Below are 13713 nucleotides of genomic sequence, written 5' to 3' on the forward strand. Positions count from 1 at the left end.
GATCCTAATCTACCTCGGTGAACTTGCGGTCCCAGGAGGAGCGGACGGGGTTGGCATCGGCAAGCAGGATATCGAAGCGGTCATTGGCGATCTCGACGATTTCACTTAACGCAATGCGGTATTCCTGCGCATCGGAATTAGCGAGACGCCGCACGCCGGCGTCGATCACACGCTCCACCGTGTCATTGGTATCGAGGTACGCGACGAACGGCATGCCAAAGCGCTCGCGGTAGGCGGCGGACAGCTCGGTAATGCGTTCGGTTTGCACGTCGTCGAGCTCGCTCAGCCCGAGCGATCCGCGGTCAGCGGAAATATTCGCTGCCTCATCAGACGAGGCCAGTAGCAGCTCGTCCATGGCTGGGTAGTCGTGGATGAGCGCATCGCGCCGGTCCGCATCCGCGGTCAGCACGGCGACCTGGACGGCGGCGCGCAGCTCATTGACATCGCTAAACGGCCGGGACTGCCAGGCCAGCTCGAGCGGCCAGGTTTCATTATTGAATAGCGGGCGCAGCGCGGCGGTAAACTCCTCACGCGAGGCCTCATTAAGCTCGTTAAGGCTCACGCCCTTGCCATCGGCGCGCGAGACCTGCGCGCTCGCGCTGCCGGTGTGGAAGAACAACAAGTTGAGCACGATTGCGGTAATCGCGCCGATGGACATGCCAGAAGAAACGAAGGTCTGCGCCCACTCCGGGAAGGCACTGGCTACCTCCGGCTTGAAGGTCACCAGCATGGCCAGGCCCAGCGCGGAGGTGACGATGACGGAGTTGCGGCCATCGCTGAGATCCGATTTTGCGATAGTCTGCAGGCCCACCCACGCCACGTTGGCAAAAAGTGCTAGCGATGCGCCGCCGAGCACCGGCGACGGAATCGCGGCAACGACCGCGCCGGCCTTCGGCAAAAGGCCCAGCACAATCATGAACCCCGCAGCCGCCACGGCCACCCAGCGCGATTTCACGTTGGTCAAGCGCACCAGGCCAACGTTTTGCGCAAAGCAGGTATAGGGGAACGAATTCATCACGCCGCCTACCAGAGTGGAAACACCATCGGCGCGGATGGCGCGCACCACGTCATCGCGGCGGATGCGCTTTTTGACGATTTCACCGGTGGCAAACACATCGCCAGTCGTTTCCACCATGGTGATGATCATGACGATAATCAGCGAGAAAATCGCCACGAGGTCGAATTGCGGCATGCCGAAATAAAACGGTGTGGTAATGCCGAGGGCGGGGGAGGAGGAGACTTCGCTAAAGGAGGCATCGCCAAGCGCGAGCGCCACGCCCGTGCCCAGCACCAAGCCGATGAGCACCGCCAACGTACCCACGAAGCCGGAGGAAAAACGCTGCACCAAAATGATGACCGCGAGCGTGCCAAAACCATAGAGCAAATCGCGCGTGGCCGGCACGCCCTCGGCATAATTGACAAAGTCATTGGCCGATACCGCCAGCAGCGAAGTACCCATCACCAGCAGCACTGAACCGGTAACCACCGGTGGGAAGAAACGCAGCACCTTGCCAAAGACCGGCGCGGCGAAGAAGGTAAAAAGGCCTGCGACGATGATGGCGCCGTAAATCGTGGGCAGCGAAGCCACCCCGCCCTCGCCATCGGTGGCGCCGAGGCCAATCGCGATGATGGGCGATACCGCCGTCGTGGTCACGCCCTGCACGATGGGCAGGCGCACGCCAATATGCTTGCCGATGCCCACCGACTGAATAATCGTCGCAATACCGCAGGTTAAAAGGTCGGCATTGATGAGGTGGATGGTCGTTTCCGCATCCAGGTTCAACGAGCTGGCGATGAGCAGCGGGACGATGACCGCCCCGGCATAAAACGCGAGGACGTGCTGCAGCCCAAGGGCGGCGAGTTTCGGCGCGGGGGGAACGATGTCTACGGGGTGCTTGGGCTGGGACGCCACGAAGTCCTCCTTGTTACGGAAGCGAAGCTGACCGCCTTAACAGTAGAGGTACACGCAGGTCGGCGCCAAAGTGTACGTGAGCAAAGCCACGATCGGGGCTAGATTGCCCCCGAACAAAAACGTACGGGAGGTTTATATAAATCGGGCTACCAGCAAAGTATGATGACCGGTTTATAACTGTTGCTCACGGCGATGTTTATGGTTGTTAATTTCGCGAATCGGGCCGACAATGGAGAGGTGACGGGGCTTGATGCTGCGGGAAGAAAAGGCGGCATGTGCCCCGGGAAATTTGACCCAGAAGAAGGGAATTATGACTACCGCAACTAAGCCCCAGCAGTATCAAGGGTGGGAAGGTTTTGCGCCCGGCCCTTGGACCGAGGGCATCAACGTCCGCGATTTCATCCAGCGCAACTACACGCCTTATGACGGCGATTCCAGCTTCCTCGCTGGCCCCACCGATAAGACGCTGCGCGTGTGGGACACCCTGGAAAAGGACTACCTGTCAGTCGAGCGCGAAAAGCGCATTTACGATGTCGATACGCACACCCCGACCGATATCGATGCCTTCCCGGCCGGCTACATCTCAGAAGACGATGACGTCATCGTCGGCCTACAAACCGATACGCCGCTTAAGCGCGCCATGATGCCGTTCGGTGGCTGGCGCATGGTGAAGCAGGCCATCGGCGAGGCGGGCAAAGAGGTAGACCCCGAGGTGGAGAAGATCTTCACCCGCTACCGCAAGACCCACAACGATGCGGTCTTCGATATCTACACCCCGCGCATTCGCGCCGCCCGTTCATCACACATCATCACCGGCCTGCCCGATGCCTATGGCCGCGGCCGCATCATCGGCGACTACCGCCGCGTGGCGCTGTACGGCGTGGACTTTCTCATCCAGGAAAAGATTGAAGCCCGCGATGCCATTGCCGATGCCGGCTTTTCCGAGCACTGGGCCCGCTACCGCGAGGAGCACTCCGAGCAGATCAAGGCCCTGAAGAAGCTCAAGGCGATGGCCGAGTCCTACGGTTTTGACATCTCCGAGCCGGCGCGCACCGCACACGAGGCCGTGCAGTGGACCTACTTTGGCTACCTCGCCTCCATCAAGTCCCAGGATGGTGCCGCCATGTCCATCGGCCGCCTGTCCGCGTTCTTCGACTGTTACTTCGAGCGCGACCTAGCCGCTGGCATCATCACCGAGGAGCAGGCACAGGAAATCATCGATGCCCTCGTGCTGAAGCTGCGCATCGTTCGCTTCCTGCGCACCATCGACTATGACCAGATTTTCTCCGGCGACCCGTACTGGGCCACCTGGTCCGATGCCGGCTTCGGCAGCGACGGCCGCCACATGGTCACCAAGACCTCCTTCCGCCTCCTGCAGACCCTGATCAACCTGGGGCCATCACCGGAGCCGAATATCACCATTTTCTGGGATCCGGAGCTGCCCGCAGGCTACAAGGAATTCTGCGCGCACATTTCCATTGAAACCTCCTCCATTCAGTACGAGTCTGACCGCCAGATTCGCGACGAGTGGGGCGATGACGCCGCGATTGCCTGCTGCGTGTCCCCGATGGAAGTGGGCAAGCAGATGCAGTTCTTCGGCGCCCGCGTCAATGCCGCCAAGGCCCTGCTCTATGCCATGAACGGCGGCCGGGATGAGGTCTCCGGCAAGCAAATCGTCGAAGGCTACGAGCCGATTCAAGGCGATGGCCCGTTGGATTTCGACGAGGTCTGGCAAAAGTACGAGGAGATGCTGGACTGGGTGGTTGGCACCTACGTCGAGGCACTGAACATCATCCACTACTCGCACGATAAGTACGCCTACGAGGCCGTGGAAATGGCGCTGCATGATTCCAATATCATCCGCTCCATGGGCTGCGGCATCGCGGGGCTTTCCATCGTCGCCGATTCGCTTTCTGCCATCAAGTACGCCAAGGTCACCCCGGTCCGGGATGAGACCGGCCTGATTACGGATTACATAACCGAAGGCGAATTCCCGTTCTACGGCAACGACGATGACCGCGCCGATGATATCGCCGCCACCATCGTGCACACCGTGATGGAAAAGATTAAGGCCATCCCGATGTACCGCAACGCCATCCCCACCCAGTCCGTGCTGACCATTACCTCCAACGTTGTCTACGGCAAGGCAACAGGCTCCTTCCCGTCGGGCCACAAGGCTGGCACCCCCTTCTCCCCGGGTGCTAACCCGGAAAACGGCGCGGATAACCACGGCATGGTCGCCTCCATGCTGTCGGTGGGCAAGCTGGATTACAAGGATGCCTTGGACGGCATCTCTCTGACCAATACCATCACCCCGTCCGGATTGGGCCGCACCCCAGAAGAGCGCATCACCAACCTGGTGGGCGTGCTGGATGCCGGCTTCATCATGGAACAATAAGAATCACGACAAGGAGAACCATCATGGCAACCCCAACCTATGCAGAACGCCTTTCAGACATGAAGGCCAGCCGCGACGAGCACAAGATGAACTCTGGCCTGTACCACGCCAACATCAACGTGCTGGACAAGTCCACGCTGGAAGATGCCGTTGAGCACCCAGAGAAGTACCCGAACCTCACCGTTCGCGTCTCTGGCTACGCGGTCAACTTCGTCAAGCTCACCAAGGAGCAGCAGCTTGACGTCATTTCCCGCACCTTCCACCAGGGTTCATAATCATGGCTGATGGCATTACTGGTTTGGTCACCCTGTCGCCGGAATCCGGCGAGCGCGTTCGCGGTGTTGCCGCGGGCCTGGGAACCGACCACGAACTCGATGAGATTACCCGCCCCGAGCTCATGGAGGCGCGCCGCACCGGCGATATCGCCCTCGTGCACTCTTGGGAGCTGGTAACCGCCGTCGACGGCCCGGGCACCCGCATGACCATGTTCATGTCCGGCTGCCCCCTGCGCTGCCAGTACTGCCATAACCCGGACACCATGGAGATGAAGACCGGCACCTTGGAGCGGGTAGACGATGTGGTCAAGCGCATCAAGCGCTACAAGCCCATCTTCCAGGCTTCCGGTGGCGGCCTGACCATCTCCGGTGGTGAGCCCCTCTTCCAGATTGCGTTTACCCGCCGCGTGCTTAAGGAGGTCCACGACGCCGGCATCCACACCACCATCGATACCTCCGGTTTCTTGGGCTCGCGCTTGCGCGATGAAGACCTAGACAATATCGATCTCGTGTTGCTGGATGTGAAATCGGGCGACGAGGAAACCTATCAGCGCGTAACGAGGCGCCAGCTGCAGCCCACGCTCGATTTTGGTGACCGCCTCAACGCGATGGCCAAGCCGGTGTGGATTCGCTTCGTCGTCGTGCCGGGCCTGACGGATTCGGCCGAGAACGTAGAAAACGTCGCCTCCATCGTGGCGCGGTGGAAGTCCAATGTGGAGCGCGTCGAGGTCCTGCCCTTCCACAATATGGGCAAGGACAAGTGGGAGGGGCTCGATATGACCTACCACTTGGCAGATACCAAGCCACCGAAACCGGAGGACGTGGAAAAAGTCCGCAACGTTTTCCGCGCGAAGGGCCTAGAGGTTTACTAACCTGGGTGGGCATGACTCACTACCGCCGCTTCGGCCACGATATTATTGAACACACCCTGGAAGTCCCGTGGGATTATGACAATCCGCGCGGGACTTTTGCTCTCTATGCCCGCGAAATCATCCCGCCAGGAGGCGAGGACCTGCCGGCGCTTTTGTACCTGCAGGGCGGCCCGGGTTTTCCGGCCCCGCGGCCGGTCAAACCGACGGGGCTTATCGGCAAGGCGCTCGAGCGCTATCGCGTCATCCTCCTCGACCAGCGCGGCACGGGGCGTTCGCACCGCATCGATAGGCTGAGCCCCGCAGAAGAGCGCAGCGCAGAACACCTGGCCTTGCTGCGCCAGGACAATATCGTGCGCGATGCCGAGCGCCTGCGCGAACACCTGGGGCTGGAGACTTGGTCCCTATTTGGCCAGTCTTTTGGCGGCTTTTGCATCACTGCGTACCTATCTCAGGCGCCCGAGTCCGTCAAGCACGCGTTTTTCACCGGCGGCATCCCCACGCTGCAGGGCGCGGATCACCTTTACCGCGCGACTTTTAGCAAGCTCAAAGCCCGCCAGGAGCGTTTCTTCCGCGAGTTCCCTTGGGTGCAGCGGCGCGTCGAGGAAATCATCGCCCACCTTGATAATTCCGATGAGCGCCTGCACACCGGCGAGCGGCTGTCCTCGCTGCGCTTTCGCACCATCGGCACCGATTTGGGGCGGGGCACGGGCTTCGACGGATTGGCCTACCTCCTGGAAGAGCCCTTCCGCACCGTGCGGGGAGAGAAGATGCTGCGGGATGATTTCCTGTGGGGCATCGGCGAGCGCGTGAGCTTTGCGGAGGCGCCGCTTTATGCGGCTATCCACGAGTCCATTTATGCCGGCAGCGGCGGGCAGGCGGCGACGCAGTGGTCGGCGCACCGCGTGCGGGAGGAGTTCCCGGAATTTGCCGAGTCCGGCACCTGGCTGACCGGTGAGCACATTTTCCCGTGGCAGTTTGATGAGGATCCGGCGCTGCAGGCCTTCAAGGAGGGAGCGCAGGGGCTGGCGGAGCGGGAATTTACGGCGCCTTATGCGCTTGCCGATGCCCCCACCTCCGCCGCCGCCATCTACCTCGACGATATCTTCGTTCCGCTGGAGGAATCCTTGGCCACCGCGGCACATTTGGGCGATATTCGCCCGTGGGTGACAAATGAGTACCAGCACAATGGCATCGGCGAGAACGGCGCGGAGGTGATGGGCAAGCTCTTTGCGCTTATCGATGACCACTAGCGAATGCTTTCTGCCTGTGCGAAAATTAATTTCACACTCGTAGTTAGGGAGAGGGAATGTTTAGCTTAATCATCATCGGAATCATCATCTTGCTGGTTCTCGCCACCGTATTTGATGGCTACTACATCGTGCGTACCCGCGAGGCGGCCATCTTGGAACGGTTGGGTAAATTCCAGACGGTCGCCCACGCGGGGTTGCACTTCAAGATGCCTTGGATTGACCGCGTGCGCGATAAGATTTCGCTGCAGGTGCGCCAACTGGACGTAATGGTGGAAACCAAGACGAAGGACAATGTCTTCGTCCAAATTCCGGTCGCGGTGCAGTACGAGGTGGTAGAAGGCCGCGAACGCGAGGCCTTTTATATGCTCTCCAACCACGAGCAGCAGATCGTGGCCTATGTGCAAGATAATGTGCGCTCGTCGGTGGCGAATATGGGCTTGGACGAGTCCTTTTCCTCTAAGGACACCATCGCGCAGAACGTGGCGGCCTCACTGCGGGATAATATGGCCGAATACGGCTGGAACTTCGTCAATACGCTGGTGACCGATATCCGCCCGGATTCCCGCGTGCGCGAGTCCATGAACTCCATTAACGCGGCGCAGCGCGAGCGCGAGGCGGCCATCGCCCAGGCGGAGGCGGAAAAGATCCGCGTAGTCAAAGAAGCCGAGGGCGCTGCGGAGGCGAAGAGGCTGCAGGGTAGGGGCGTTGCAGAGCAGCGCAAGGAGATCGTGGAGGGCATCGCCCAGCAATACGAGCTACTGCGCGATGCCGGGGTGCAGGAATCTCCCGAGGTCCTCATGCTGGTGTCGCAGTACCTCGACGCGATGGTGGATGTCTCGAATAACGGCCAAGCCTCCGTGCTCTACATGCCGTCCAACCCGCAGGGAATGGGCGATCTGTTCAGCGGCATGCGTGACGTGCTGATGGCGGACCGCGCGCTGGATGAGTCCGCCGGGCATTAAGGGCCTACCTGCGCCGCAGGAGGAGCATTAGCCCCAAGATGATGGGGACGCCGCCCATGATGAGGAGGTAGGTCGTTTCGGCGGATGCCGAGGTGGGATCGTACAGCTGCGACATCGATCCGGCCAGCGAGGTGCCTATGGCCATGGTGAGGAAGTACAGCGCGGAAGAGCGAGTGGCATAGGCCCGTGGTGCGTGGGCGGCGGATGCGGCCATGCCCACTGGGCCGATGAAGAGCTCACCGAGTGACATCAAAAAGATGGTGCTCGCTAGCACCAAAAACGGCGTGGAATTTTCCCCGCCTCCCACAAAGGGCAGCAGGAGGAACATGCCTGCACCGGCGAAGATGATGCCGCAGCCCATGAGCGCGCGCCGAGAGTTGGCCCAGCGCGTCATGCCCGCGGCTAAGGGCAGCGAGAGCAGCAGGATAAATAGCGGGTTGAGCGATTGCGTCCAAGCCGGTGGGATCTCGAATCCGCCGATGGCGCGGTTGAGGCGCTGATCCGAATAGACCGCAAGCACGCCGTAGATTTGTGGTTGCAGGGTCCAGTAGGCTGTCGAGCAGGCGAAGAGCGGAATGAAATCCAGGATGCGGCGCCGCTCATCCGCGGTGACCTGCGGGGATCGCAGCATGCTGGCAAAAAGCCCGGCCGCGGCCGCTACCGTGGCGATAAGAAGCAGCACGGTCAGCGTGCCTGGGGAGACGGTGATGACGAGCAGCACGCCGGCTACAAGCGCCGCCAGCGCGATCAGCCCCGCCTTACCCGGGGCCTGGGTGGGGTGTGGTGGGCGCGACGGAACGTCTATCTTTTTCCGCAGTGCGCCGTAGGTGGCGCAGCCGCAGCACATGAGCACCGCTGCGGCGAAGAATCCGGCGTGGTAGCCGTATTCCTCGGCCAGCCACCCAGTGAGCATGGGGCCAAAGAGCGCGCCGACATTGATGCCGAGGTAGAAAATCTGGAAGGCCCCGTCGCGCGCGCCGGCCTCGGCGGGAAAAGCGGCGCCCAGAATCGTAATCGCGGCGGTCTTGAGCAGCCCCGAGCCGAGAGCGAGCGGCAAAAGCCCGATGATGAGCCCCGCGGTGCTGGGGACGAGCGAGAGGGCAAAGTGCCCGCACACCAACAGCCCGGCGCCGGTAAGTAGGGTGCGCTCGGCGCCCAAGAGTCGGTCGCTAACCCAGCCGCCCACAAACGTGAAAAGATAGAGCAGGCTGCCGTACGCGCCGACGAGCGCGGTGGCCTGCGTTTGCTCCATGCCGAGCCCACCGGAGGTGGAGTAGAGGTAGTACGCGAGGATGGCTTGCATGCCATAAAAGCTGAAGCGCTCCCACATTTCGATGCCCGCAACTGCCGGCAAAACCACGGGTAAGCGGCGAATTGAACGCCGTTCAAGAACTTTCATAAAAAGGACTATAGCGGCCGAGAGTGTGTGCTAGATCTAATTTGGTGGATATTTCTACTAAAGACATAGCGACAATCGATGCCCACCACATCTGGCACCCCTACGCCGAACCCGGCGCGCCCACGCGCGTGGTCGAGTCAGCCGCGGGCGTCCACCTCACGCTTGCCGATGGCACCCAGCTCATCGACGCCATGTCCTCCTGGTGGGCCGTCGCCCATGGCCACAGCCATCCGCGGCTTACCGCCGCCGCCAAGGAACAGATCGACCGCATGAGCCACGTGATGTTCGGCGGGCTTACGCACGAACCGGCTGCGCGGCTGACGGCCAATCTCATGGAGCTCACGCGCCACGACTTCGCGCAGGTCTTTTATGCGGACTCGGGATCGGTTTCGGTGGAGGTAGCAATCAAGATGGCCCTGCAATACCAGCAGGGGATCGGCCACTCGGAGCGCACGAAGATGCTGACCTGGCGCTCGGGTTATCACGGCGATACTTTCGCCGCGATGAGCGTGTGTGATCCCGATGGCGGCATGCACTCGATGTGGACCGGCACCCTGGCGCAGCAGGTTTTCGCCCCGGCACCGCCGACGCGCGGGGCGAGCGAGAAGGCGCGCGAGGACTACCTGCGCGAATTGGAGGGCTGCATTACCGACGAGGTCGCGGCCCTGATTATCGAGCCCGTCGTCCAAGGCGCCGGCGGCATGCGCTTCCACGATCACGAGTTGGTGCGCGGGGCGCGCGAAATCTGCGACCGCCATGGAATCGTGCTGATCGCGGATGAAATCGCCACGGGGTTTGGGCGCACCGGGGAGCTTTTTACCACCCAGGCGGCGGGAGTGGTGCCAGATATCATGTGCGTGGGCAAGGCGATGACCGGTGGTTTCATGACGATGGCCGCCACGCTTGCCACCGCCCGGGTAGCCGAGGGTATGCACCCCCGCGCGCTTATGCACGGACCGACCTTTATGGCTAACCCGCTGGCCTGCGCGGTATCTGCCGAGGCGACCTCCATGATCCTGGAGGGAACGTGGCGGGGGCAGGTTGCGAGCATCGAGAAGCAGCTGCGCGCCGGGCTTTCCGGGTTGGAGGGCGAGCCGGGCGTGGCAGACGTGCGGGTGCTGGGGGCTATCGGCGTGGTGGAGATGGAGCGCGACGTCGACATGGCTGGCGCCACGGATGCGGCGGTGGACCAGGGCGTGTGGCTGCGCCCGTTCGGCCGCCTCATCTACACCATGCCGCCGTTTATTAGCACCGAGGACGAGGTCGCGCAGATTTGCCGCGGGGTGCGCGCTGCGGTGGCAGGAGGAAAGCGATGATTATCTTTGTCACCGGCACCAATACCGACGTGGGAAAGACGGTGGCCACGGCGGCGCTCGCCAGCGCCTTTGCCCAGAGCGGGCGCGAGGTCGTCTATGCCAAGCCCCTGCAGACCGGCGAGCCGGACAATAGCGGCGATGCGGCGACGGTGCGGGCCCTGGCGGGGGTCGAGGTCACGGAGATGGCGCGCTTTCCCGAACCGCTAGCACCGAACCTCTCGGCGCGCCGGGCGGGCATGACTCCGCCGAGCAAAGAGGAGCTCCGGGACTGGGTGGCGGGGCTGGATGCACCAGGCCGTGTGGTGCTGGTGGAAGGCGCCGGCGGGCTGCTGGTGCGTTTGGCAGACGACTACACGCTTGCCGATGTCGCCACCAACCTCCTCATCGTCACCTCCCTCGGCCTCGGTAGCCTCAACGCCGCCCAGCTTACCGTCCGCGAGGCGCAGCGGCGCGGGATTAACGCGATGGGGCTTATCGGTGGCAGCGTGCCCGCAGAGCTGGATCTGGCGACGCGGCTGAACGTGGATGAGCTTCCGGCGGTCACGGGTTGCCGGTTGTGGGGCAGTGTGCCAGAGGGCGCAGGTGCGCTGGGCCGGGAGGACTTCACCCTGATGGCTGGGGCGCACTTTCCCGCAGATATGTGCGCGGAGTTGCTTGCGCACGCCGAGTAGCGCTACCTCGGTGAGGCAGCGCTAGCGGATCCAGCGGACCTTGCCGTTTACCCGGGCAAGGCGGCCGCGCAGGGGAGGGGCGTTCGGATCGTCTTGGTTCACCCCGTTGTGGTACGGGCAGCACACGGTGAGGTTGTCCGCGTTGGTCATCCCGCCGTGCTTCCACGCCTGTAGGTGGTGGATCTGAGACTTATCCGCCGGGTGATTGCACGGCGGCCACGGGCAGGTGGGGTTTTCGGCGGCGGCCATCAGTCGCTGCTTTTCCGAGGCAAAGCGCGAGGTCCGATACAGGTTGACTGGGCCTTTCACCGGATGGATGAGCGTGGCTAGCCCGTGTTCGCTGAAGGTGCGCTCTACGAGCTGCGCACCGGTAATGGTTGCACCGTTGGTCAGCCGAAGCGTGACCTCGTCGCCATCGCCATCCAAAATCTGATCCAGCGCGTTGAGCGGGATAATTACGTTCGTCGTGGTCTGTACCGTGGCAGCGCCCTCGCCACGGAGGAGCTCGCGGAAAGACGCGAGTGGGTCATCGGGGTCGAGGGCGGAATCAATATCCGCGAGGAAGGAAGAGGGTGCGGTAATGCGCATCGTCCACGGGCCTTCTGGGCGGCGCAGGAGCTGTACGCCCTCGCGCGGCGGCCGGCGGCGCGGGCGCCATTCGCGCAGCCGCTTCTTAGCGAGCCGGGCGATCTCACTGGCCGGTCCGTGCAGCCGGCACAGCTCCACGCGCAGGTTCCACGCGGCGCGCTTGGTGGCCGCGCGGGTGGCGTACTTCTCGATGAGCTTCAGCGTCACCAAATCGTGGTGGCGCGCGCCTGCGGCGGCAAGGCGCTGCTTGCGGCTAAAGGAAGTGGTGCCGAAATAAACCTCCGCTAGGCTGAGCAGTTCGCGGGCCTCGACATCCGGCAGGCCGAGCTCGAGGAGGGCGCTTTCAGGCATGCCGTGGGCCTCGGCGAGGATATCCATCGCCGAGGAAATCTGGGTGGCATAGGACTGCAGTGCGTTCATGCCTGCAAATCTAGGCGCGCATTACCGCGGCGCCAATCGCGCCCAGCGCCGGCCTGTGGATAACTTGTATAAACGTCTACAAACTTAGCCCGCGGCCACCGCAAAGAGGTACGAAATCAGCATGCGCTTTAGCTCCATGACCACGGAATCGAACTTGTCTGGATCGCCCGAAATGGCGTAATTAAGCAGCGAAACCACGGTGTGGATAAGGAAGCGCGCCAGCTCAATGCGTTGCGCATCGCTGTGCTCGGTGGCCAGCGGGCGGAGGATCTCGGCGAGCGGCTCCAAGAGCTGCAGCTCGGTATCGGCGGCCGTGGCCCGCGTCGCCGGGGTGGATTGGATGGCGTGCCAAACGGCGCGCCGGGAAGGATCCTCGCGCCACATCCGCGCGAGGTGGTCGATGAATTCATCCAAGACATCCGGCCACTGCGGGGCCGGCACGAGGCGCGAAAAGCGCTCGATTTCGGCCAGGCTGGTGGCGGTATCTTGCCGGTCGAGCTCGCAGATGAGCACGTATTTATTGGCAAAGAACTGATACAGCGTGCCGATGGGGACCCCAGCGCGGTGGGCGACTTCATCGAAGGTGAAGGATTCGAAGCCGACATCGACAAGCACGGCGCGCGCCGCCTGCACAATGCGCTCAAAGCGCTCCCGGCTGCGCGCCTGCGCTGGCCGACGCCGCGGGACGAGAATCTCCTCCACCGGCTTACTCGAGGCCCTTCATCACGCGCGCGACGTGCCCAGTGGCCTTCACGTTGTAGTGGGTCTGGCCGATGGTGCCATCCGGCTCCACGAGGAAGGTGGAACGGATAACGCCCTGGACCACCTTGCCGTAGTTCTTCTTCTCCCCGAAGGCGCCATACGCGGTCATGACGGACTTATCTGGATCAGAAAGCAGGGGGAAGTTGAGATCGTGATCATCGCGGAACTTCGCCAGCGCCTCGGGTTTATCGGGGGAGATGCCTACCACCGCGATATTGAGGTCATTGAGCTCCGCTAAGGAATCGCGGAAATCGCAGGCTTCCTTGGTGCAGCCCGGCGTATTGGCACGCGGGTAGAAGTACACCAGCACGCGCTGGCCTGCGTAATCGGAAAGGGAAACGGTGTTGCCGGTGGCATCGGCAAGCGAAAAAGCGGGGGCGGTATCTCCTACGTTCAAACGAGTTTCAGTCATGGAACCTACTTTACGTGCTCCCCGGCCTGCGCGGTGGAGGCCCTGCACGGTAAGATAAGCTCGTTAAGAGCGAAACTTAAGCTAAGAGGAGAATTCCGTGGCACGCAATATTGAAGATATTCAACGCGATATCGAACGCACCCGGCGCCAGCTGGCTAGCACCCTGGATGAAATTGCGGATCGCAGCAAGCCGCAAAACCTCGTCGATGACGCCAAGAACGCCGCCACCGAAAAGTTGCAGGACCGCAACGTTCAGTTGGTGCTCGGTGGCGTCGGCGCGGCCGTTGCTGGGCTGATTGCCTATTCCGTGTTCCGCTCGCGCCGCCGCAAGAGCGACCTGAAGGAATTGCAGCGCTTGCTGTCTGAGCGCCACTAATTTTCCCCGCCTTACCCCCACGCGTGAACTGGCCCCCGAAAGTTGGACTGGTTTAATTCTAGGCGATGAGGGGTTCAAGGGTCTGATTCCGATATTGCAT

At 62.2% G+C, this 13713-nt stretch carries 13 protein-coding genes; 8 read left to right on the forward strand and 5 right to left on the reverse strand.

Annotated features, from left to right (window positions below; translation table 11 throughout):
* Positions 1-4: 4 nt before the first annotated feature.
* Entirely contained in the window at positions 5-1912 is a 1908-nt protein-coding gene (locus ABRP98_RS07495) for a solute carrier family 23 protein (protein ID WP_284771054.1), read from the reverse strand.
* Positions 1913-2222: 310 nt separating this feature from the next.
* Here ABRP98_RS07495 and pflB point away from each other — a divergent pair, with 310 nt between their 5' ends.
* From pflB to ABRP98_RS07520, 5 genes are read left to right on the forward strand one after another with little or no spacing between them, the layout of a single operon-like run.
* Positions 2223-4310: a formate C-acetyltransferase gene (pflB, locus tag ABRP98_RS07500; RefSeq protein WP_005277782.1), complete on the forward strand. Its 2088-nt coding sequence runs from the start codon at positions 2223-2225 to the stop codon at positions 4308-4310.
* Positions 4311-4333: 23 nt separating this feature from the next.
* Positions 4334-4585 carry an autonomous glycyl radical cofactor GrcA2 gene (grcA2, locus tag ABRP98_RS07505; protein ID WP_005284503.1) on the forward strand — a complete coding sequence of 84 codons (252 nt, stop codon included), beginning with the start codon at positions 4334-4336 and terminating at the stop codon, positions 4583-4585.
* Positions 4586-4587: 2 nt separating this feature from the next.
* The gene (pflA, locus tag ABRP98_RS07510) at positions 4588-5457 is read left to right on the forward strand and encodes a pyruvate formate-lyase-activating protein (RefSeq protein WP_349858405.1); all 870 of its coding nucleotides are present in this window, start codon (positions 4588-4590) and stop codon (positions 5455-5457) included.
* Positions 5458-5468: 11 nt separating this feature from the next.
* Positions 5469-6707: an alpha/beta fold hydrolase gene (locus ABRP98_RS07515; protein WP_349858407.1), complete on the forward strand. Its 1239-nt coding sequence runs from the start codon at positions 5469-5471 to the stop codon at positions 6705-6707.
* A gap of 56 nt (positions 6708-6763) precedes the next feature.
* Positions 6764-7669 (forward strand): SPFH domain-containing protein, encoded by a 906-nt coding sequence (locus ABRP98_RS07520; RefSeq protein WP_349858410.1) that lies wholly within the window; start codon positions 6764-6766, stop codon positions 7667-7669.
* A 4-nt stretch (positions 7670-7673) separates the two neighbouring features.
* Here ABRP98_RS07520 and ABRP98_RS07525 read toward each other — a convergent pair whose 3' ends face one another.
* The gene (locus tag ABRP98_RS07525) at positions 7674-9068 is read right to left on the reverse strand and encodes a peptide MFS transporter (RefSeq protein WP_349858411.1); all 1395 of its coding nucleotides are present in this window, start codon (positions 9066-9068) and stop codon (positions 7674-7676) included.
* A gap of 41 nt (positions 9069-9109) precedes the next feature.
* Between ABRP98_RS07525 and ABRP98_RS07530 the strand changes: the two genes are divergently transcribed.
* Together ABRP98_RS07530 and bioD are read left to right on the forward strand one after the other, a co-directional pair.
* Positions 9110-10384, forward strand: a complete 1275-nt coding sequence (locus ABRP98_RS07530; RefSeq protein WP_349858418.1) for an adenosylmethionine--8-amino-7-oxononanoate transaminase — start codon at positions 9110-9112, stop codon at positions 10382-10384.
* Complete coding sequence (bioD, locus tag ABRP98_RS07535) at positions 10381-11055, forward strand: dethiobiotin synthase (RefSeq protein ID WP_284852511.1); 675 nt, start codon at positions 10381-10383, stop codon at positions 11053-11055. The genes ABRP98_RS07530 and bioD overlap by 4 nt, the downstream gene beginning before the upstream one ends.
* 21 nt (positions 11056-11076) lie before the next feature.
* Here bioD and ABRP98_RS07540 read toward each other — a convergent pair whose 3' ends face one another.
* The 3 genes from ABRP98_RS07540 to bcp all read right to left on the reverse strand — a co-directional run bounded on the left by ABRP98_RS07540 (position 11077) and on the right by bcp (position 13237).
* Entirely contained in the window at positions 11077-12063 is a 987-nt protein-coding gene (locus ABRP98_RS07540; protein WP_284852512.1) for an HNH endonuclease signature motif containing protein, read from the reverse strand.
* Between the two features lie 84 nt (positions 12064-12147).
* Positions 12148-12765: a TetR/AcrR family transcriptional regulator gene (locus ABRP98_RS07545; protein ID WP_023023678.1), complete on the reverse strand. Its 618-nt coding sequence runs from the start codon at positions 12763-12765 to the stop codon at positions 12148-12150.
* Positions 12766-12769: 4 nt separating this feature from the next.
* Positions 12770-13237: a thioredoxin-dependent thiol peroxidase gene (gene bcp, locus ABRP98_RS07550; protein ID WP_284637683.1), complete on the reverse strand. Its 468-nt coding sequence runs from the start codon at positions 13235-13237 to the stop codon at positions 12770-12772.
* A 97-nt stretch (positions 13238-13334) separates the two neighbouring features.
* Here bcp and ABRP98_RS07555 point away from each other — a divergent pair, with 97 nt between their 5' ends.
* Complete coding sequence (locus tag ABRP98_RS07555) at positions 13335-13613, forward strand: DUF3618 domain-containing protein (protein WP_005277817.1); 279 nt, start codon at positions 13335-13337, stop codon at positions 13611-13613.
* The last annotated feature ends 100 nt before the right edge of the window (positions 13614-13713 follow it).

This window comes from Corynebacterium sp. KPL2838, assembly GCF_040225455.1.
GTDB lineage: Bacteria > Actinomycetota > Actinomycetes > Mycobacteriales > Mycobacteriaceae > Corynebacterium > Corynebacterium rhinophilum.

Coding starts and splice junctions, on each gene's coding strand:
- grcA2 (WP_005284503.1), top strand. CDS start 4,334: ATGGCAACCCCAACCTATGCAGAACGCCTTTCAGACATGAAGGCCAGC.
- pflA (WP_349858405.1), top strand. CDS start 4,588: ATGGCTGATGGCATTACTGGTTTGGTCACCCTGTCGCCGGAATCCGGC.
- ABRP98_RS07540 (WP_284852512.1), bottom strand. CDS start 12,063: ATGAACGCACTGCAGTCCTATGCCACCCAGATTTCCTCGGCGATGGAT.
- bcp (WP_284637683.1), bottom strand. CDS start 13,237: ATGACTGAAACTCGTTTGAACGTAGGAGATACCGCCCCCGCTTTTTCG.
- bioD (WP_284852511.1), top strand. CDS start 10,381: ATGATTATCTTTGTCACCGGCACCAATACCGACGTGGGAAAGACGGTG.
- ABRP98_RS07515 (WP_349858407.1), top strand. CDS start 5,469: ATGACTCACTACCGCCGCTTCGGCCACGATATTATTGAACACACCCTG.
- ABRP98_RS07520 (WP_349858410.1), top strand. CDS start 6,764: ATGTTTAGCTTAATCATCATCGGAATCATCATCTTGCTGGTTCTCGCC.
- ABRP98_RS07525 (WP_349858411.1), bottom strand. CDS start 9,068: ATGAAAGTTCTTGAACGGCGTTCAATTCGCCGCTTACCCGTGGTTTTG.
- pflB (WP_005277782.1), top strand. CDS start 2,223: ATGACTACCGCAACTAAGCCCCAGCAGTATCAAGGGTGGGAAGGTTTT.